Here is a 21,187-nt window from a genome sequence, read left to right on the forward strand (position 1 = left end):
AGCCAATATCCAGTTTAAACAACTAACCGATTGACCAATAAATAATGAACCAACCTACAAACTTAATGACGCCGATGCGCTTAAAATTGCTCCGCTTGATGTGCCTTCTCTTTTTAATTCTCCATCTACATAAATCTGTGCTTTTAGCGTAGAGCTAGCATTAACCCCTGTTGCATTGGCAGCAATGTTTAATGAAAGTGTGCCTGCAGGTACGGTAATTTCCTGACTGGCCCAGGTAGATCCGCTTAAGCTTGTAGCAGTTGTAATCTGCGAATCGTAGCCATAAACTACTGTACTGATGTTACTTCCAGCTGAGGCTTCAAGTTTAAATACCACCTTGTGCGAACTTTTTGAAGGAGTTTCTGCATCGTCTTTTTTACATGACATTAAACCCGTAAATAAAACCAGCGCAAAGAAAGAAAGTACAAATGTTTTAATTTTGATGTTTTTCATAATTAGATTTTAAAAAATAGAACTGCAAATAAACAAATGCGCGTTTTGCTGTGCAATAACCAGAAAACACCATTTTTTTCTACCTGATTTCAGGTATATTCTGACTTTAATTTCTGGTTAATAGATAAAGCATGCATTTTTAGTTTTAATGAGAAATTACATCATCCTACTTTTATCCCTGATTTTTTGTTATTTAAATGGTAAAGCACAGTTGCGGCCAGTTGATCAAAAATATACTGATAGCCTGAGCAAGATTTTACAGGCCAATGCATCTGACAGCATAAAAGCTGAAACAGCTTTTAAATTATGCAATTTTTGGTCGGAAATAGATAGTAATAAAGCTGTTCCTTATTTAAACACGGGAAGATCATGGAGCAAAGCATATCCATTGCTAATGGCTAAATCATATTGGTACGAATCTTTAATTTATCTCTACAAGGATTATCCTAAAACAGAAAGATTACTTATCAAAGCCGATTCTTTATTGAATAAATTTAATATAAAAGAAATTTATCGGATAAGATCAATGATTTGGCATAACTATGCTTTGATACAACAACATAAAGATGATTTGAAAACCACACTTGATGTACTGATTAACCGTGTTTTACCACTTTCTAAAAAAGCTGGTCATAAGGAACTTCTGGGTACAGAATATGTTTCTATCGGTACCATACTGATGAACATTGGTCAATACGAAAAAGCAAAGCCATATCTGCAACAGGGCTTAAATGCTTTAAAAGACGCTACTCCCGATAAATATTACCTGCTCGTTAATGTTTATAACACCATATCTGAAAATTATTACCATTTAAAGCATTACAGCGAAACTAAAAAATACCTCGATCTTGCAAAAATAGTACTGGATAAGTCGGACCATGTTAGAACAGGTTACTCAATGGCAATATTCTGGCTCGATTACTATAAAAGCACCACCCGTTATTTCATCAATACAAAGCAAGAAAACCTGGCTTTAACAGATGCTGATAAAGCGATTAAACTGGCTGAACAATTGAACGATAATTACACGCTCCAGGAAATTGTATTTGAGAAATACCGGATCCTCTTCGATCAGAAAAAATTTGTTGAAGCAAAAAAAACACTATTACAGATTGTTAATCAGCCAGAAATTAACACACTCGCCACCAATAAACTGCGCTTAACCGAAGCGCTTTCGGAAGTCAATTACGAATTAGGCAATCTTCAGGAAGCCTACCAATTGCTCAAAAAAAGCAAATTGCTTAAAGATAGCCTGAACGAAAATAAAACCAAAGAAGATATTAATGCGCTGGAGATTAAATATAAAAATGCTGAAAACCAGAAAAAGATTGCCCATTTAAATGCAGAAAAGAAACAGCACGCCGTAATTATCAAAAACAATAAAACCACTACCATGCTATTGATCGCTGCGTCATTTTTCCTCCTGGTGATTATTATTCTTTTGTTCTTCTACTTTAACGGTTATAAAAAACTGGCCGCACAAAGGGCGATTAACTACAGGCAAAAAGTAGCCGATTTACAACAGAAACAACAGTTAGAAATTAGCAGGGCAATGCTTAACGCCGAAGAAAAAGAAAGAAATAGGATAGCTCAGGACCTGCATGATGGACTTGGCGGTATGCTATCGGGTTTGAAAATAAATCTCTCCAACTGGGCCAAACACCGGAAAATGCAATTACATGATGTAGAATTACAACGGATTGTTACCCAGTTAGACAGTTCAGTTACCGAGCTAAGGCACATTGCAAGAAACATGATGCCTCAGACTTTATTAAAATTCGGACTGGAAACGGCATTAAAAGATTTGGCAGAATCTGCGATGAGTCACGAGCTGCATGTAGATTTCCAGGCATTAAATATCTCTAAAAACATAGCGCTCGAAGAACAAATCATCATCTACCGGATTGTACAGGAAATTTTAACAAATGCCTTAAAACATGCCGGTGCCACAGAAATCGTTTTGCAATGCAGCGAAAACGAAAACCACTTTTACATCACCATAGAAGATAATGGAATCGGTTTTGATACCTCAACCTACACAAAAGGAATGGGTATAGAAAACATCAAAAACAGGGTAGCCTACCTGAAAGGCAAATTTGAAATCGATTCTCAGTCCGGGAATGGAACTACCGTAAATATCGAAATCCCCATTAATTATGAACAATAAGATTAAACTTGCCGTTGTAGATGATCACCCGATTGTGATCCAGGGAATTGTATCCTTAATTAACAACCTTGGTAATATGGATGTGGTGGGCAGTTTCCAATCGGGCGGTGAATTGATTGCCTTTTTAAATGATCATGAGCTCGACATTGTATTACTCGATATCATGCTGCCCGATATTAATGGTATTGAACTATGCGCACAGGTAAAAAAACTATCACCAGCAACTGCAGTTATTGCCATTAGCAACCATACCGAACGGAGCATTATTATGCAGATTTTACAGAATGGGGCTAGCGGGTACATCTTAAAAAATGCCTCGGTAGAAGAATTAAAAAACTGCATCGAAACAGCGCTTAACGGAGAACTGGCCTTTAGTAAAGAGGTGATAGAAATCATTGCTAAACCATCAATAAATGATTTAAAAGGCCGACCAAAATTTACCAAACGCGAAAATGAGATTCTTCGTTTAATTGCCCAGGGAAAAACCACCGCAGGTATAGCCGACGAACTTTTTCTGAGTCCGCTTACGGTAGAAACCCACCGCCGAAACATGATGCAGAAACTTGATGTTAAAAATGCTATCGAGCTGATTAATATTGCTACCGAGCAGTTGCTGATTTAGTTTGGCGCTGAGGGTTGATTATTCTATTAACCATGAATTAATGAACCATTGACTAATGAACAACTGAACTAATATACCTCTTGCCCGAAAGTAAGCAGATTGCTATCCGGATCGAGCATGGCAAATTCTTTCTGCCCCCAGGGTTTGGTTTGCAAACTTCCTGCCGGATGAATGCTTTGTTTAGTATCCAACATCGATTGGTACAGCCCGTCTATATCATTGGTACGAATGTAAACCTGTCCGTAGTTTTCTTTGGGATCGAGTGCTTCGAATAAAAAAAAGTGAATCTGTACCTGGTCTTTTTGTACCATCAGATATTCATTGAAATCGGCACCTCCAATGTCTTTAAAACCCAACTGATTTACGTAAAAGTTTCTGGTAACTGCTTTATTCCGCATGGGCAGTTTCGGGTTGATTTCTGTAAGCATATTTTTTTTATTTCAAAGATGAGGTATTTTCTCAAAAGCAGCACTTGATCGAAATCAGGAAATTCAATAATTTGCCCTAACCCTGCTTAGTGTTTCGGGCGCTATTTTAAGGTAAGAAGCAATCATTTTAACAGGAAAAACCTGTACAATAAACGGTTTGGCATTTTTAATGTAATTATATTTTTGGGCAGGACTTAATGCATTATCGAAAAGATAGGTCCGGTGATTAGTTTGGTCAAAAATCCTAGTGAGGTTTAAGAAAGATTGCGACCTGGCAATCAACTCATGCAGGTTACTTAAACTCAATTCTACAACCTCAGCATCCTCAAATGCCTTAATTGTTGTGTCCGATGGTTTTTGATCTATCAAACTTGGGTGATTATACATCCATTCTTTGGGCAAGTGCAAATCAATGATTATTTCAGTTGTATCATCAACCTGAAATTGAAAGAAAGATCCAGATAAGATGAAATAAACAGATTGACAAACCTCACCTTGTCGCAATAACAGATCATTTTTCTTGAATATTTTTCGCTGAATTTTTTCTTCAAAAAGAAGCAGATCATGGGATGAAAATGATCCGACACGGGCTAAAATTTCCTGAGCTGACATCATATAAAATTCAATTATTTCAGCAGATAGGCCATACAAGTTATTGATTTGCGATTTTTCTGGTGATTAAATAGGCAACAATCAAATTAGGGATCCAGCACAGCCAGGCAACAACCAGATAGGCTTTTGAAAAATCGCCATAAAACATGGTCAAAACCGGAAGCCAAATCCTTAATGTTACCGCAGCAAAACAAGCCGCATAACTGTAAACCATCATTTTTTGATGTTTTTCAATTTCGGCATTTTTAATATATAAATAAGCTTTTAGGGTAGTGTAAAACCAAATGATGCCTAAACAAATAAATCCCGCGGAAGAAACCCATCCACCTGTCGCAAAAAAACCAATATAAATACCCGCTAATGCGCTAAGCAGTACAGCAACGACATAAACTTTACCCAGTTTTCGGTGTAATGCCATACGCCTGTTTCTCATTTTCGGACTAAATTGTGTCCAACCAATAAATAAAGCGACTCCCCCTAAGATGATGTGCGTATAAAAACCAATGTTCCAAAAAGTATTGCTTAACAACTCAACCGATTTTGAATTTAACAATCCAAATTTTCTATCGATCAAAAAGTAAATCATTGGATAAAGTCCAATCAGCAATGCGAAGGTTGCAAATAAAATCCATAATCCTTTTTTTACCATGAGAAAGTTTGATTGCTTTCCACTAATCTAGTTAATTTTCAAGAACTAAATCAATTCCTTTTGCAGCATAAATTCTTTGGCATTGGCAAAACTAAGAAATAGCTCATCAGCGATTTTTAGTTTTTGATGTGCACGCACATTGTTCTGTATAGCGTAACAGGTAATGCCTGCAGCCATCGCAGATTTAACACCATTCAGAGTGTCTTCAAAAACAATACACTCTTCTTTCGCTATACCTAAGCGTTCCACGCAAAGATTATAACTTTCAGGATCGGGTTTTGATTTACTTACATCTGTACGGGTAATAAACAAACTAAAATACTTCGCCAAACCATTGCGCTCAAAAACAGCTTCAACATCAATTTTAGGACTGGCCGTAACCACCGCAAGCGTAAATCCTTTTTCGTAAGCAAACTGCACAAATTCTAAGGCATAAGGCATTAACTGAATATCGGTTGTTCTAAAGCCATCAAAAGTTATTTTTTCTCTTCTATCAACAAAGCGATCTAAATCTTCAGGAATTTTATATCGGTCTATAATTGTTTTTGCATTTTTCGGCAAGGGGATTCCTGCATAATTACTTAGCCAGTCTTTAAAATCAATGGTTACACCATACTCACCCAAAAATGTATTCCAACAATCGAAATGAAATTTCTCTGAATCAATTAATGTACCGTCTAAATCGAAAAGCAATGCTTTTATTTTACTCATTATAAATTTTAAATTGGAATTAGCTTAAGGAATAACCTCAAATAAAAAAAACTGCTGAACCTGCGATTTCGCAAAATTATTATCTACACAAAATATTAAAGAATAATGCCCGTTCGCAAGTTTTGGCCCAAAAGTTACCCCTTCAAAATTATCGATATGCCTGTTTAAAGTATCAAAATCGAAAAGTAGTTTTTTGGTTAAAGGCTTCGGTGGATTCTTTACAAAAGATGCATTATCAATTTCATTTTCGGCACCGTTCAGATCAACCAAATAGAGTTTTAAAAAAGTATGGTCATCGTGCCCTTTTGCCCAGGCCCTTTCCATTACCAATAGCGTATGGTTGTTAACCGCTAATATTTCTGAAATGCCATTGATATTCCAGTCGTTATCTACACTAGGTTTCACAGGTAAATCTCCCAGATTATAGGCATATTGGGCAATATTTCTTTTGGTCTTTGCATCGAACTTTAAAATCCGCGTTAAAGCCTTATCATAACCAAAAGAAGATTGTGGGCCATCCTGATATAAGGGTTCTTCTAAACTGGCATATAAAGTTTTGTAATGATCGGCATAGGTTAATCCTTCGAACAATGCATTTTTCCGTGGACCGCTCTCCGTTTTTGTAAAATGAAAACCTTTTGGCAGCGGAATGGTATCTAAAAATTTTCCGGTGGTAGAAATAAAAGTTAAACTGGGTTGAACGATTGTGGTATCACCATTTTTAAACAATCTTTCACCTTCGCTGCTCCAGATTAATTGTTTGATAATTGGATTATAACGGACCGATTCGCCATCAGGTTTTACACTTTTATCGGTACCATATTTGGGATACTGTTTTCCATTTTCCTGCAAGAAACAGGTAACACCTGTTATCCGAACGGTATCAATTTTATTTGTTTTGAGATCGATCTGAGCGGTGTAAATCCTTGCCGGACTGAATTGCGATGGATCATCACTGATCAGATAATACCGGTTTTGAGCTGCATCATAATCAATCCCCGATAAACCACCCACCACCGTATTTTGAAAATTTAAGTTTAAAGGCATCACGTATTCATGCAGAAATTTAACCGACGAAATACTGGTTTCTACTTGCTTAACCGCCGCATATTTGGTTACCGAGCAGGAGGAGAGTACAATAGCAAAAAGAGCATAAACAAAGAAGAATTGGCGTATGGGTTTCAAATCGAAATGTTTAGGTTGCAAAAATATGTTTTTTTGATGCAACAATTGATAGTTTTTGCCACGGAGACTCAGATTAGCACGGAATAATCTAATCCCAGATATGTCACTAGCTGCAAAAAATGTCTCCGTGTCAATCCGTGAATCTGTGGCTAAAAAAACAGTCGGATGGCAACATCCGACTGCACATTTATAATTTTTGCCACGGAGACTCAGATTAGCACGGAATAATCTAATCCTGGATATGGCATTAATTACGAAAAATATCTCCGTGTCAATCCGTGTATGCGTGGCTAAAAAAACACTCGGATGGCAACATCCGACTGCACATTTATAATTTTTGCCACCGAGGCTCAGATTAGCACGGAGTAATCTAATCCTGTATATGGCATTAATTACGAAAAACATCTCCGTGTCAATCCGTGTATCAGTGGCTAAAAAAAGTCTGATGGCAACATCCGACTGCACATTTATATCTTCTAACCTTAATCATCTTAACTCCTTAATGATAAAAACAAACTCATCAATTAAGGCATTGACTACAAAAACATCTCCGTGTCAATCCGTGAATCTGTGGCTAAAAAAACAGTCAGATGGCAACATCCGACTGCACATTTATAATTTTTGCCACGGAGGCTCAGATTAGCACGGAGTAATCTAATCCTGGATATGTCAATAGCTGCAAAAAATGTCTCCGTGTCAATCCGTGAATCTGTGGCTAAAAAAAGTCTGATGGCAACATCCGACTGCACTCTTATAGTTTTTACTACGGAGGCTCAGATTAGCACGGAATAATCCAATCCTGGATATGGCATTAATTACGAAAAACATCTCCGTGTCAATCCGTGTATCCGTGGCTAAAAAAACATTCGGATGGGAACATCCGACTGCACATTTATAGTTTTAGCCACGGAGACTCAGATTAGCACGGAATAATCTAATCCCAGATATGTCACTAGCTGCAAAAAAATATCTCTGTGTCAATCCGTGAATCAGTGGCTAAAAAAACAGTCGGATGGCAACATCCGACTGCACATTTATAATTTTTGCCACGGAGGCTCAGATTAGCACGGAATAATCCAATCCTGGATATGGCATTAATTACGAAAAATATCTCCGTGTCCATCCGTGTATCCGTGGCTAAAAAAACATTCGGATGGGAACATCCGACTGCACATTTATAGTTTTTGCCACGGAGACTCAGATTAGCACGGAATAATCTAATCCCAGATATGTCACTAGCTGCAAAAAAATATCTCTGTGTCAATCCGTGAATCAGTGGCTAAAAAAACAGTCGGATGGCAACATCCGACTGCACATTTATAATTTTTGCCACGGAGGCTCAGATTAGCACGGAGTAATCTAATCCTGGATATGGCATTAATTACGAAAAATATCTCCGTGTCAATCCGTGTATGCGTGGCTAAAAAAACACTCGGATGGCAACATCCGACTGCACATTTATAGTTTTTGTCACCGAGGCTCAGATTAGCACGGAGTAATCTAATCCTGTATATGGCATTAATTACGAAAAACATCTCCGTGTCCATCCGTGTATCCGTGGCTAAAAAAACAGTCGGATGGGAACATCCGACTGCACAACTAAATATCTAAAATAATTAAAAGATTAGGATTAAAACACCTTACCGATTACGCGGTAAGTAATATTCGTTCCGTCTACAATTTCTTCATAGTACACATCATCAGGCGAAACAAAATATTTTTCATTTTTAATGGTCACCTCTCTGCATCCTTCTGGCAATTGGTTAATAATATCACCTATATTATGCGTATCAACCGGACCATCCGTTGTATTTAAAACCCCATCTTTTCCAGCCACAACATATACCGTTTTACCATCGGCATTCTCTTTTTGAGTGTAATAAACACCTTTATATTCGTAATAATCAACCCCGTTAATGGTCACCTGATTTGCATCTGATGGTAAATTCGGAACTTCAGCACCCACTGGTGGGGTTACTACTTCGTATTGATCATTATTTTGTTGATAAAACAATCCACCAGAATAATAAAATTGGTTCGGACCATAATAAAATGGATAATAACCATAAGGCAATACACCAATCCTGAAACCTAAAAACGGCCTGTAAAAATTATAATAACTGTAATAAGGTCTATAATATGGTCTTCCAAAACCAGGTCTGTAACCATAACCCGGTCTGCCATATCCCGGACGGTAACCTGGCCTGTTATAACCATAACTTGGTCTGCCTGAACGGATACCGGGAGAAAAACTGCCTCTGCTCGGCGCGCGCATAGATGGCTGACGAGAAATGGAACCGCCACCTCTTGATGAGCCAATTGAGCCCGATCTGCCTCCGCCGAAAGAACCTCCACCACCTCCGCTCCTGCTTGGCCGCTGTGCAGAAACACTTTCGATACTCAAGGTTGCAATCATCGCTGCTGCAGCGAAAACAACCAATCCTTTATTTAATAACCTATTCATTTTTTTGTGTTTAATTCGATTATCTATATGACGGTTAAAATTCTTAAAAGATTATCCCTTAACAGGATTTAACTAAATTTTGATAAAGTGATGACGAAGAAAGTGTTATAAATAGCAGTTTTTTTCACATCAGGCTTCTGACCTCAGTCTTCCGACTTTCGGACTACGCCATTATCCATCACACATCTTCCATTATACATCTTTAACAAACCTTTTACGGGCTATTTTTTCTAATCAATCTCTAATCACCTATATTTAAATTTTATTCCTAAAAACTAAAATAAATGAATCTTCAAAGAATTTTCGGTCTTCTGTTTTGTCTGTTTATTTCAAATGAATTACTTGCCCAGCAAACAGATTCGGCTTATGTGAGAGAAAATTACACCAAAATAGAACGCCAGATCCCCATGCGTGATGGGGTTAAGTTATTCACTTCCATTTACATACCCAAAAATCAATCCAAAAAATATCCATTTTTAATAAACCGTACTCCTTACACCGTTGCCCCTTATGGAGAAGATAAATACAAACTGAGCCTGGGTAATTTCCCTGCAATGATGCGAGAAGGATTTATTTTTGTTTACCAGGATGTACGTGGCCGCTGGATGAGCGAAGGAACCTTTGCCGATATCCGCCCCCAGGTAGTGGGCAAAAAAGGCAAAACAGCCATCGATGAGAGTACAGATACTTACGACACCATCGACTGGCTGGTTAAAAATGTAAAAGGCAATAACGGTAATGCCGGGATTTATGGCATTTCGTACCCGGGTTTTTATTCTACAACTTCGCTGCCTAATGCACATCCGGCCTTGAAAGCTGTATCGCCACAAGCACCAGTTACCGATTGGTTTTTAGGGGATGATTTTCACCACCGTGGAACTTTATTTTTAATGGATGCCTTCAGTTTTATGGGCAGTTTTGGCGTTCCACGTCCTAAACCCATCACCCCTGATAAAGGCCCCAAAGGTTTTCAGTTCCCTATTCAGGACAATTACCGTTTTTATTTAGAAGCAGGATCTGTTAAAAACCTAAAAGACCGTTATTTTGCAGACAGCATTAAATTCTGGAACGATTTATTTAAACATCCAAATTTAGATACCTTCTGGAAATCGCGTTTAATTACCCCACATTTAACCAATGTAAAACCAGCGGTGATGGTGGTAGGAGGTTTTTTTGATGCAGAAGATGCTTATGGTACTTTTGCCACCTATAAAGCCATTGAAAAACAGAATCCTGGCGCTAATAATATCCTCGTAGCTGGTCCATGGTTTCATGGAGGCTGGGTACGCAGTGATGGTTCTTTTCTTGGCGACATCAACTTTGGCAAAACCACCAGTATCGATTATCAGCAACAGTACGAATTGCCCTTCTTTAAACATTATTTAAAAGGTGAAGGCGATTTTAATGCATCAGAAGCCAATATTTTTGTTACCGGTAGTAACGAATGGAAAAAATTCAACACCTGGCCACCACAAGATGTAGAAACAAAAAACCTGTATTTACAACCCAACGGAAAACTGGCTTTCGAAAAAGTGGGCAGAACTGATAGCTGGGACGAATATGTAAGCGATCCGAATAATCCCGTTCCTTATCAGGATGGTATCCAGGCCAAACGTACCCGCGAATATATGATCGACGATCAACGTTTTGCCGCCCGTCGCCCGGATGTAAAAACATACCAAACTGATGCTTTAACAGAAGATATTACGCTAACCGGCCCAGTACTGGCCAATCTTGTGGTTTCTACTACCGGAACAGATGCCGATTATGTTGTAAAACTGATTGATGTTTATCCCGAAGATGCTCCAAACCCGGTACCGAACCCAAAAAACTTAATCATGGGCGGTTACGAAATGTTGGTTCGTGGCGAGATTATGCGCGGCAAATACCGCAACAGTTTCGAAAAACCCGAGGCTTTTGTTCCCGGAACCATTACAAATGTAAATTATCCTTTGCCAGATGTTGCGCACACCTTCAAAAAAGGGCATAAGATTATGATCCAGATTCAAAACTCCTGGTTCCCTTTAGCTGATCGCAATCCGCAGAAATTTATGGATATTTATCAGGCAGAACCGCAGGATTTTCAAAAAGCAACACACAAAATTTACCACGATGTGCACAACAGCTCGTTCATTACCGTTTCGGTGTTAAAATAAAATGTTAAGCGCGTCGTTATGCGGTTCGTCATTCCCAACTTGATTAGGAATCTTAATGCATTACGATTCCCGCCTGCGCGGGAATGACGCCTAACATTAAAAACAAATTCTTAGCTTATTATTCTTAAAAAATGAAATACTTTAAACTCATCATCATCCTGCTTTCCGCCTCTTCGGCCTTTGCTCAAAGCGATGCAGGATACCCAAAAACAAACTACACTAAAAAAGAAGTGTACATCCCCATGCGTGATGGCACCAAACTTTTTACGGCCATTTATACCCCAAAAGATGCGGCAAAGGATAAAAAATATCCGATGATTATGCAACGCACCTGTTATAGTGTAGCTCCATATGGTGAAGATAAATTCCCTGCACGTTTAGGCCCATCCGAACTGATGATGAAAGAAGGTTATATCGTGGTGATGCAGGATGTACGCGGCCGCTGGAAAAGCGAAGGTACGTGGACCAATATGACACCCGTAATCGACAATAAAAAAACAAAGAAAGATGTGGATGAAGGTTCAGATACTTACGACACCATTGATTGGTTGGTTAAAAATGTGGCCAATAACAATGGTAAGGTGGGTCAGTGGGGTATTTCTTATCCTGGATTTTATACCGCAGCCGGAATTTTAAGCAATCATCCTGCACTAAAAGCATCATCGCCGCAGGCACCAATTTCTGATTTCTTTTTTGATGATTTCCACCACAATGGTTCATTCTTACAAAGCTACTTTTTTACCTTTCCGGTATTTGGCGTTCAGAAAACAGATACCACTTCAAAAGCCTGGTACAATAATCAAATGATTTTGCCAAAAACAAAAGATGGCTATCAGTTTGCTTTAGACCTTGGTCCTTTAACCAATGCCGATAAATATTATAAAAATAATTTCTTCTGGCAGGAAACTGTTAACCATCCAAACTACGATGAGTTTTGGCAAAAACGCGGATTGTTAAAACACTACAATACCGTTAAACCAGCCGTAATGTTGGTGGGGGGCTGGTACGATGCAGAAGATTTATCAGGACCATTAAACATTTATAAAACCATCGAAAAGAAAAACCCAAATGCTTACAATACCATCGTTATGGGACCATTCGGACATGGCAGATGGAGCCGCGAAACTGGTCACACCATGCACAGCAATGTTTATTTTGGCGATAGCATCGCTACTTTTTACCAAAAAGAAATCGAAGCGAAATTTTTTAACCATTTCTTAAAAGGTAATGGAGATAAAAACTCTGGCCTGCCAGAAGCTTACATGTTCGATACTGGTAAAAAACAATGGGAAACCTTTAGCAAATGGCCAACAGAAAAAGCCAGCAAACAAAAATTATATCTGGGTGCCGATGGTAAATTGAGCATGACTGCCCCATCAGCTGCTGGCTCAGTAAATTACATCAGCGATCCTTTAAAACCAGTTCCATATACAGAAGATTTAACCACTACCTTAGGTTTTACCCCGCACAATTACATGAGCGAAGATCAGCGTTTTGCTGGCAGAAGACCAGACGTTTTGGTATATCAAACCGAGGTATTGGACAACGACATTACTTTGGGCGGCGAAATCATGTCGCACCTTAAAATTGCCACTACCGGTACCGATGCCGATTTTATTGTAAAACTGATCGATGTATATCCAGCTGATGAGCCCAATAACCCTTATATGCCAAATAAGAACATTACCCTGAGCAATTACTGGCAAATGGTACGCTCAGAAGTGATGCCGGCCCGTTTCCGCAACAGTTTTGAAAAACCAGAGGCTTTGGTAGCCAATCAAAAAACAGATGTAAACTTTCAATTGCAGGACGTATTGCATACCTTTAAAAAAGGACACAGGATTATGATTCAGGTGCAGAGTACAGCTTTTCCGTTATTTGCCCGTAATCCACAGAAATTTGTAGAAAACCCTTATAAAGCAACTGAAGCAGACTATATTAAAGCTACACAAACGGTATTTAACGATAGCTTTATCGAAGTTGACGTGATAAAATAGCAAATCGTCATTGCAAGGCACGAAGCAATCTTACAACTGTGGGTTATAGCGATCGCATTAGGATTGCTTCGTGCCTCGCAATAACGCAATATTATAAAAACCCCAAAGCCTCGGTTCGTGTCTCCACGAACCGAAAGCATGGTCAACCAATAAACAAATGAAAAAACTATTTATTCTTTTCGCACTTGCCTTCAGTATTCCTGCTGCGCAGGCGCAGATGCTGGGCAAAAACCAGGTAAACTCCAGGGCCGATAGCCTCCGTGGAACACTTAGCCCTTTACGTACCTGCTACGACATTAACTATTACCACTTAGACGTAAAAATCGATATCGATCAGAAATCCATCGCCGGAAGCAACGAATTTGCTTTTACAGCTACACAGGATTTTAATAAACTACAGTTCGATCTTTTCGATAACCTCAAAGTAGAAAAAGTAGTGTACAAGGGCACTGATTTACCTTTCACAAGGGAATATAATGCTGTTTTTGTAACCTTCCCCAAAGCAGTTAAAAGAGGAAGTAAAGATAAATTCACGGTTTTTTACTCAGGTAACCCGACCGTGGCTAAAACTCCACCATGGGATGGTGGTTTTATTTTCAAAAAAGATGCTGCTGGCAATCCATTTGTTTCTGTAGCCTGCCAGGGGCTTGGCGCCAGCGTATGGTGGCCAAATAAAGATCACCAGAGCGATGAGGTAGACAGCATGTTGATCAGCATCAGCATACCAAATACTTTGCAGGAAATATCTAATGGAAGATTAAGAAATACTGTTGATCAGGCCGGTGGTTACAAACAATATAACTGGTTTGTAAGCAACCCCATCAATAATTATGACGTAACCTTTTACATTGGTAAATATGCTCACTGGCAAGACAGTTATGATGGCGAAAACGGAAAACTGAGTATAGATTATTGGGCATTACAAACCGACAGTGCCAAAGCCCGCCCGCACTGGGATGCCGATGTTAAACCCATGCTAAAATGTTTTGAGTACTGGTTCGGTCCTTACCCCTGGTATAAAGATGGCTACAAACTGGTTGAAGCGCCGCATTTAGGAATGGAGCATCAAAGTGCCGTTGCTTATGGCAACCAGTTTAAACAAGGTTATTTAGGTAGAGATTTAAGTGGCACCGGCCATGGTTTAAAATGGGATTTCATTACCATCCACGAAAGCGGGCACGAATGGTTTGGCAATAACATCACTTCAAAAGATATTGGCGACATGTGGGTGCACGAAGGTTTTACCAATTACTCTGAAGTATTGTTTACCGAGTGTACCGAGAACAAAGCGGCTGCCGATGAATATGTAATCGGATTACAGAAAATCATCCGCAACGACATCCCTGTAATTGGTCCTTATGGTGTAAACAAAGAAGGTTCGGGCGATATGTACCCTAAAGCTGCAAATCTGATCAGCATCATCCGTCAGCTCATTAATAACGACGAGAAATTCAGGCAGATCCTCCGCGGATTGAATAAAACTTTTTATCATCAAACCGTAACCACCGCACAGATCGAAAATTACATTGCCAAACAAAGCGGTTTAAAATTAGATAAGATTTTTGATCAGTATTTACGTTATACTAAAATACCGGTTCTGGAATATAAAATCGATAACGGCAACTTATCTTACCGTTGGGTAACCGATGTTAAAGGTTTCGATATGCCAGTACGCGTAACCCTAAAAACTGGCGCCTATACTTTAATTAAACCAACAAACGATTGGAAAACCATAAAAGTTGATACCAGTATAAATGCTGATAACTTTAAAAAAGATCCGCTGTTTTATATCAATATGAAAAAAGTATAATATTTTAATCTGTTTACCAGGCATCTGCAACGATAATTTTCAATTTGTGCAACTTTTCCGAAAAACAACCGTCTTATAAGAAAAGCTCATTATTCATCTAAAAAATAAAATCTATCACTATGAAAAAAGTATTTGCAATATTATTGGCATCATTAACACTAACCGCTGGCATTAACGCAATTGCAAAAGACGGTACCCGCATCATTGCATCAAGCAAAAAAAACGATGACCGCGATGTTAAAAACTTTAACGGCATTGCTTCAGCAGGCCCTATTAATGTAATTGTAACCTTAGGCAATACTGAAAGCTGCCGTTTAGAAGGAGATGCAGAGGCACTTGCTTCAATTATTACCGAAGTAAAAGGCAATGTTTTGGTTATCCGTCCAAAAACAAGTATTACCAGCTGGTCTAGAAAATACGAAAGCAAAAAAATCACTGCTTATGTTACCGCAAAAGAACTGGCCAGCTTAACTGTAAGTGGCGATGGCAACCTAACCGTTAACGGAAAAATCAGCACGGGTAGCCTAACTACAACCGTAAGCGGTTCTGGTAACATCAAAGCAACCGCCAATGTAGACGATTATAGTGGTGTAATTAGTGGTTCAGGCGCCATAAACATCACTGGTGGGGCCGATCGTGCCAAAGTGGTGATCAGCAGTTCGGGTACATTTGCGGGTAAATCTTTTTCAACAAAAACATTAACCAGTACCATCAGTGGTTCGGGAACCGTAAATATTGCCGTTAGCGAAAGCATCAGAGCTGTAATCAGCGGATCAGGAAGCGTAAATTATTCTGGCAACCCAACTGTTGATAAAACCGTTATCGGTTCAGGTGGTGTGAGAAAAGTATAAATCAGATTCATCATCAGATAAAGAATGCTCCGGAGAAATTCGGGGCATTTTTTTTAATATCCCTTTAGCTTATACGCGTGATTTGAAAAGCAGGTTCAGTGCAACTATTAATGTCCGTCCCGCTATCATTTCAAGTCCTCATCCCGATGAAGGATCGGGCTTCCGGGCTTTCCATTCCTATCGGGTTTAGTAACAATGGTTCGTGCCCTGCAAACCCTAAAAATGAATTACTGTGCTGCCCACCTAGCCCCGGTTGAAGCGGTACCCTGCAACGACCGAGGAACGAGGATTGAAGCGTACAACGGGAAGAAACTTATTGTGATGCACAAACCCAGCGCTCCAAAAAACAGATTTATTTTATGATATGGAAATGAGCGTGCAATAGTTCCTGACGGTATCCGGCCCTGCTTTCCATTACTTCCGATGAAGGATCGGAACCATTGCAATCAGGTTTAGGAACAGAGATTCGTGCCCTGCAAACCCTAAAAACGAATTACTGCTTTGCCCACCTAGCCCCGGTTGAAGCGGTACCCTGCAACGACCGAGACACGAGGATTGAAGCGTACAAGCGTAAAACGGGAAGAAACTTATTGTGATGCACAAACCCAGCGCTCCAAAAAACAGATTTATTTTATGATATGGAAATGAGCGTACAATAGTTCCTGGTGGTATCCGGCCCTGCTTTCCATTACTTCCGATGAAGGATCGGGCTTCCGGGCTTTCCATTCCTATCGGGTTTAGTAACAATGGTTTCTGCGCCCTGCAAACCCTAAAAACGAATTACTGCGCTGCCCACCTAGCCCCGGTTGAAGCGGTACCCTGCAGCGACCGAGGAACGAGGAAGCGAAGCGTACAAGTGTAAAACGGGAAGAAACTTATTGTTGTGCACAAACCATGCGCTCCAAAAAACAGATTTATTTTATATATAAAGAAATTCAATTTAATATGCCTTCAGTTTTCATTCATTTGTATATTTAAACCGGCTTAATATACATCAGCCAGTAACAAGCATACAAATCATGAGTTTATTCAACATATTTAAAAAGAAAAACACTGTAGAAGAAAATGAACAATTAACAGAAAATGATCCATTGGAGAATTTTCCAGAGCTGCTTAGCGCCAAGCTTTTATTCATTGAAAAACCAAACCTCGATAGTAATCAACTTTTAGCCGGGGTAAAAAAACACTTTGCAAACGTTGAGCATTCTTTCTCAGAAAACACCTTTATTTTCTCATTCCCCGATCATACCATTCAGCTGGCTGATGCAATAATTCCGGCACAATGCACCATCATGATACCTGATCAAGGCAAATCTGAAGTCGAACTTCCAGAGGCCGCTTTTCAACAAAACTGGCATTGGCCTGAAGCCAATCAGATTGCGAAAAACTGCACGTACGAAATATTGGTAACAGATTTCATGTCGAGAACACTACCCTACAAAGAAAGGCTGAATTTATTTATGGATTTCTTGGTGCTGGTTATCAAGGTAATCGGACCAAACGCGGTTTACTCTTCTCCGGCACAGAAAATTTTAAACCCACAAAACATCATCAGCATTTGGGATACCGACAAAATACAAACCTTAAATGCAATTTGTAATGTAAGGCTTTACAACATTAGCAGTACCCCTAATGATAAAGAATTGTTAATGGATACCATCGGACTTCATACCATTGGGTTGCCAGATTTTCAAATTCGGTTCTCAGCAGCAAATGAAAATGAAATGGCAAATTTATTATGGACATACGCCTACTATGCTTATGAATACGGTGATGTGATATTAGATGGAAATACACTCGAAGGGCTAAAAGCGGGTTCAAAATGGAAATGTGAAAAACAAATTTCGCTTGTCGGGCCAGAAAGAATCGTAATAAATATAACTCCAGATTAATTATCTTCGTTTACCTACACCTTCCATATGAAAAAAATAGTATTAGCTGTTTTATTGATCAGCATGATCAATTTCGCCTATGCGCAGGATCCAATGCTCGATAAAAAATACCGCCCGGTAGTTACCAGCTTTATCAACGCTGTTAAAAGCGGAAATATAGAAAAGCTGAGTAGCAAAATCAAGTACCCATTAAACCGGACCTACCCTATTCCTCCTATTAAAAATAAACAGGAATTTGTAAAGCGGTACAAAGAAGTTTTTGATGATAATTTAACCAAAAAGATCATTAACTCTAAATTAGAAACCGATTGGAATGATGTTGGCTGGCGCGGCATTATGTTATTAAACGGCGAATTATGGCTTGATACTGATGGTAAATTAATTGCCGTTAACCATCAATCGAGGTTGGAGGCCAAAGAACAAGCTAGATTGATAAACGTTGATAAAAGCAGTCTTCACCCCTCAATCAGCAATTTTGCACAACCGGTTCTTGTTTTCGAAACGGCCCAGTACCGGATCAGGATTGATGACCTTGGTAATTACAATTACCGCTATGCCTCATGGCCCATAAAAAGTAAAATGAGCGATAAGCCCAAACTTGTTTTAAGCAATGGAAAATTAACGCCCGATGGCAGTGGCGGAAACCATAATTACCAGTTTAAAAGTGGCGATTATTTATATACCTGTTTCATCACCGTAATGGGCGAAAAAGGTACTCCTCCTGCACAATTGGTGATTAGTAAAGCTGGAAAAGAAATATTATCACAACCTGCGAAAAAAATCGTTCCTTAATTACAATAGATGCTTACCGAAACACTAAAAAAACTTTTTAACCGGGATCTTACCAAACTGAAAGCCGAAATCGAAGCTTACCAAAACGAGGCCAATTTATGGCGGATAAATTGCGATATTGCAAATTCGGCTGGGAACCTTTGCCTCCACCTCATCGGTAACCTAAATACGTATATTGGTGCAACCTTAGGTGGTACCAATTATATCCGTAACCGCGAACTCGAATTTTCATTAAAAGATATCCCGAAACAAGAGCTCATTAAAATTATTGAAGCAACCATAATCATTGTTAGCGAAAGTTTAGATCGGGTAAGCAATGAACAGATAAATGGCGAATATCCGCTACTAGTATTTGAAGAAAAAACTTCTACTGAATTTTTCCTCGTTCACCTCACTACACATTTAACTTATCACCTGGGGCAGATTAATTACCACAGAAGGTTGCTGGATGCTTAAATAGATCCGTCATTGCGAACAGAAGCGTAGGACCGAGCGTAAGAGTGAAGCAATCTTTCATATTAGTGATCTTTGCTATAAAGATTGCTTCCACAAAAATCGGGGCAGGCTGTTGGCTGAAAAAGCATTCTCTGTGTCTCCCATGTTTCTGTGGCAATCAATTATCCCCAAAACAAAAAAGGAGGCTTAAGCCTCCTTCAATATCTTTTAAAACTGAACCCCGATTAACCACATATTTTCGATGTAGTTAATTTTTTGGCTTGCCTTATCGTATTCATCCCAGCCCGTGGTGTGCACATTGGTTAAATTGGTTGCCCCAAACTTGGTGGTATTCTGAAGGTAAACATTTTTCCAAACATAAAACTTAAGACCGATTTTAGCCGAAACGCCATAGCCAGAAATATTCCAGTGGTTGTTTCTGCCCAGGCCAAACAAACGTACATCAGAACGTGGCACCATAATTCCACCGCCTAAACCAGTTTCTAAGGTTAATGAAGTGTTTCCCCCCGGTGCTACCCAGATATCATCATAACGCTCCACCTCGATATTGGCGTAGTTAAAGCCGTCAGTATGCTCATAAGTAAGCATGCTTTCTTTAACATTTATGCTTTGACCGTTATAATCACCAGCCAATGCTCCGGTAGGAACATTTTCAGGGGTAATATTAGGCCCGATATGCCCGGTAATGGCCACTGTTTGTGGAATATCCATCACATATTTCATGTGGTCCCAACCAATAGAGATGCTGTAATTATCTTTGATAAAATATCCTACACGGATATTATACTGTGGCACGGTGATCAATCCCGGGTTTAAATAATCCCAGCTTAATTTTGATTGTCTATCATGCGCAACCACATCTTTAAGGGTAAAATCATAATTCGGTCCTTGAAACCTGATATCGCTTTTACCATACCAGGAACTGTTATAACCCCAGTGAAAAAAGAAATCGCCCTTACGCGAAAAGTTTCTTTTGTGCTCAGGATTAAATAAGCTTTTTGAAGTTGGTGTATGGTCTGTTGTAGCCGTTTGAATCTCTTGTGCCTGCATCCGCTTGCCAAACAAGAGTGCTAAAAATAGAATGGTAAATCTTTTCACGCGGCAAATTGAGCAAAAAGACCAGTCATTTACAACATCTTTAACATTTGCTAAGCTTTATGACACAAAAAATGACTTTAAATCATTAAAACCTCGTATAAACAGCCAGCTGTATAATGTTATTAATCGTATTGTGGGTTAAGCCATGAGAAGCCTGGTTCATATATCCCGCCTCCAGATCGAACTTTTTCGAAAAGCGGTATCCCACAGCAAGATAGGCCCTGTTCTGATCAAAAACACTGTTGTTGATTTTGCTCTTATTTTGAAGATTTAAAAAAATCTCATTCTGCAAGGCCACAAACGCGCCCTTCGTAAAAGCAGGCTGTGTTTTTTGTAGCGGCTGGATCAACCTGAAAAAATAACGGAACCTTTGCGAAAACACATCTTCACCTGTTCTGCCGATAAAACGTTGTTCAACCCTGAACCTATGACTGGCAAATACCGAACTGATTTTATGATTATAAATATACTGTTCGAAAATACGGTGCTCGTGATGGGTAAGGTCGGCAGCTCCGGCAACTTCAGTATGAGTAGTTTGCCATAAATAACCCAGGGCAACATTACTTTTATCATTAATGAAATATTGCAGCGCAGGCCTTACCAAAGTATTGCGCACATAGCCCCAATCATCGGCAGAACGGATCTGAAGATCGAATTGTAATCCCCACTTATCATTAAACTTGGTATTGTTTAAAAACATAAACCAACCCGAATTATGGTATTGGGTTTGCGCATATAGCTTTCCTGATGCCATGATGAGAACCATCGCGGCAGATAATAATATTTTTTTCATAAAAAGATAAACCGGTTTTATCTGTGTGTCGCTAAATTAGCAGAAATATTG

The 21,187-nt window shown here is 39.2% G+C and carries 18 protein-coding genes; 9 read left to right on the top strand and 9 right to left on the bottom strand.

The window, feature by feature from the left end; all coding sequences use genetic code 11:
• Nucleotides 1-54 precede the first annotated feature (54 nt).
• Nucleotides 55-453: a hypothetical protein gene (locus U859_RS0103515; protein WP_025142049.1), complete on the bottom strand. Its 399-nt coding sequence runs from the start codon at nt 451-453 to the stop codon at nt 55-57.
• Between the two features lie 148 nt (nt 454-601).
• Here U859_RS0103515 and U859_RS0103520 point away from each other — a divergent pair, with 148 nt between their 5' ends.
• Both U859_RS0103520 and U859_RS0103525 read left to right on the top strand, forming a co-directional pair.
• On the top strand, nt 602-2,620 hold the full coding sequence (locus tag U859_RS0103520) for a sensor histidine kinase (RefSeq protein WP_025142050.1): 2,019 nt from the start codon (nt 602-604) through the stop codon (nt 2,618-2,620).
• Nucleotides 2,610-3,242, top strand: coding sequence for a response regulator (locus U859_RS0103525; RefSeq protein WP_029985421.1), 633 nt, complete (start codon nt 2,610-2,612; stop codon nt 3,240-3,242). Before U859_RS0103520 ends, U859_RS0103525 begins: the two co-directional genes overlap by 11 nt.
• Before the next feature lie 68 nt (nt 3,243-3,310).
• Here U859_RS0103525 and U859_RS0103530 read toward each other — a convergent pair whose 3' ends face one another.
• From U859_RS0103530 to U859_RS0103555, 6 genes are all read right to left on the bottom strand, one after another.
• Entirely contained in the window at nt 3,311-3,670 is a 360-nt protein-coding gene (locus U859_RS0103530; RefSeq protein WP_025142052.1) for a bleomycin resistance protein, read from the bottom strand.
• Between the two features lie 63 nt (nt 3,671-3,733).
• Entirely contained in the window at nt 3,734-4,285 is a 552-nt protein-coding gene (locus U859_RS0103535; RefSeq protein ID WP_205314365.1) for a Crp/Fnr family transcriptional regulator, read from the bottom strand.
• A gap of 37 nt (nt 4,286-4,322) precedes the next feature.
• On the bottom strand, nt 4,323-4,931 hold the full coding sequence (locus tag U859_RS0103540; protein WP_025142054.1) for a DUF2306 domain-containing protein: 609 nt from the start codon (nt 4,929-4,931) through the stop codon (nt 4,323-4,325).
• Between the two features lie 45 nt (nt 4,932-4,976).
• On the bottom strand, nt 4,977-5,642 hold the full coding sequence (locus tag U859_RS0103545; protein WP_025142055.1) for an HAD family hydrolase: 666 nt from the start codon (nt 5,640-5,642) through the stop codon (nt 4,977-4,979).
• A 24-nt stretch (nt 5,643-5,666) separates the two neighbouring features.
• Nucleotides 5,667-6,827: an esterase-like activity of phytase family protein gene (locus tag U859_RS0103550; protein ID WP_025142056.1), complete on the bottom strand. Its 1,161-nt coding sequence runs from the start codon at nt 6,825-6,827 to the stop codon at nt 5,667-5,669.
• Between the two features lie 1,630 nt (nt 6,828-8,457).
• Entirely contained in the window at nt 8,458-9,291 is an 834-nt protein-coding gene (locus U859_RS0103555) for a DUF6515 family protein (RefSeq protein WP_025142057.1), read from the bottom strand.
• A 284-nt stretch (nt 9,292-9,575) separates the two neighbouring features.
• On the opposite strand from U859_RS0103555, the gene U859_RS0103560 reads away from it, so the two are divergent.
• The 7 genes from U859_RS0103560 to U859_RS0103595 all read left to right on the top strand — a co-directional run bounded on the left by U859_RS0103560 (nt 9,576) and on the right by U859_RS0103595 (nt 19,245).
• Entirely contained in the window at nt 9,576-11,447 is a 1,872-nt protein-coding gene (locus tag U859_RS0103560; RefSeq protein WP_025142058.1) for a CocE/NonD family hydrolase, read from the top strand.
• Between the two features lie 131 nt (nt 11,448-11,578).
• Nucleotides 11,579-13,444, top strand: coding sequence for a CocE/NonD family hydrolase (locus U859_RS0103565; RefSeq protein WP_025142059.1), 1,866 nt, complete (start codon nt 11,579-11,581; stop codon nt 13,442-13,444).
• A gap of 157 nt (nt 13,445-13,601) precedes the next feature.
• A complete protein-coding gene (locus U859_RS0103570; protein WP_025142060.1) occupies nt 13,602-15,254 on the top strand; it encodes a M1 family metallopeptidase in 1,653 nt (550 codons plus the stop codon).
• A gap of 119 nt (nt 15,255-15,373) precedes the next feature.
• Complete coding sequence (locus tag U859_RS0103575) at nt 15,374-16,105, top strand: head GIN domain-containing protein (protein WP_025142061.1); 732 nt, start codon at nt 15,374-15,376, stop codon at nt 16,103-16,105.
• A 1,019-nt stretch (nt 16,106-17,124) separates the two neighbouring features.
• Nucleotides 17,125-17,997 (top strand): DUF4261 domain-containing protein, encoded by an 873-nt coding sequence (locus U859_RS0103585; RefSeq protein WP_025142062.1) that lies wholly within the window; start codon nt 17,125-17,127, stop codon nt 17,995-17,997.
• A gap of 27 nt (nt 17,998-18,024) precedes the next feature.
• Nucleotides 18,025-18,789, top strand: a complete 765-nt coding sequence (locus tag U859_RS0103590; RefSeq protein ID WP_025142063.1) for a hypothetical protein — start codon at nt 18,025-18,027, stop codon at nt 18,787-18,789.
• 9 nt (nt 18,790-18,798) lie between these two features.
• Nucleotides 18,799-19,245 (top strand): DUF1572 family protein, encoded by a 447-nt coding sequence (locus U859_RS0103595; RefSeq protein ID WP_025142064.1) that lies wholly within the window; start codon nt 18,799-18,801, stop codon nt 19,243-19,245.
• Between the two features lie 207 nt (nt 19,246-19,452).
• Here the strand turns inward: U859_RS0103595 and U859_RS0103600 are convergent, their stop codons facing one another.
• On the bottom strand, nt 19,453-20,343 hold the full coding sequence (locus U859_RS0103600; RefSeq protein WP_025142065.1) for a hypothetical protein: 891 nt from the start codon (nt 20,341-20,343) through the stop codon (nt 19,453-19,455).
• Between the two features lie 85 nt (nt 20,344-20,428).
• Entirely contained in the window at nt 20,429-21,136 is a 708-nt protein-coding gene (locus tag U859_RS0103605) for a DUF2490 domain-containing protein (RefSeq protein ID WP_025142066.1), read from the bottom strand.
• Nucleotides 21,137-21,187: the final 51 nt, after the last annotated feature.

This window comes from Pedobacter jeongneungensis (assembly GCF_000633455.1).
Taxonomy (GTDB): domain Bacteria; phylum Bacteroidota; class Bacteroidia; order Sphingobacteriales; family Sphingobacteriaceae; genus Pedobacter; species Pedobacter jeongneungensis_A.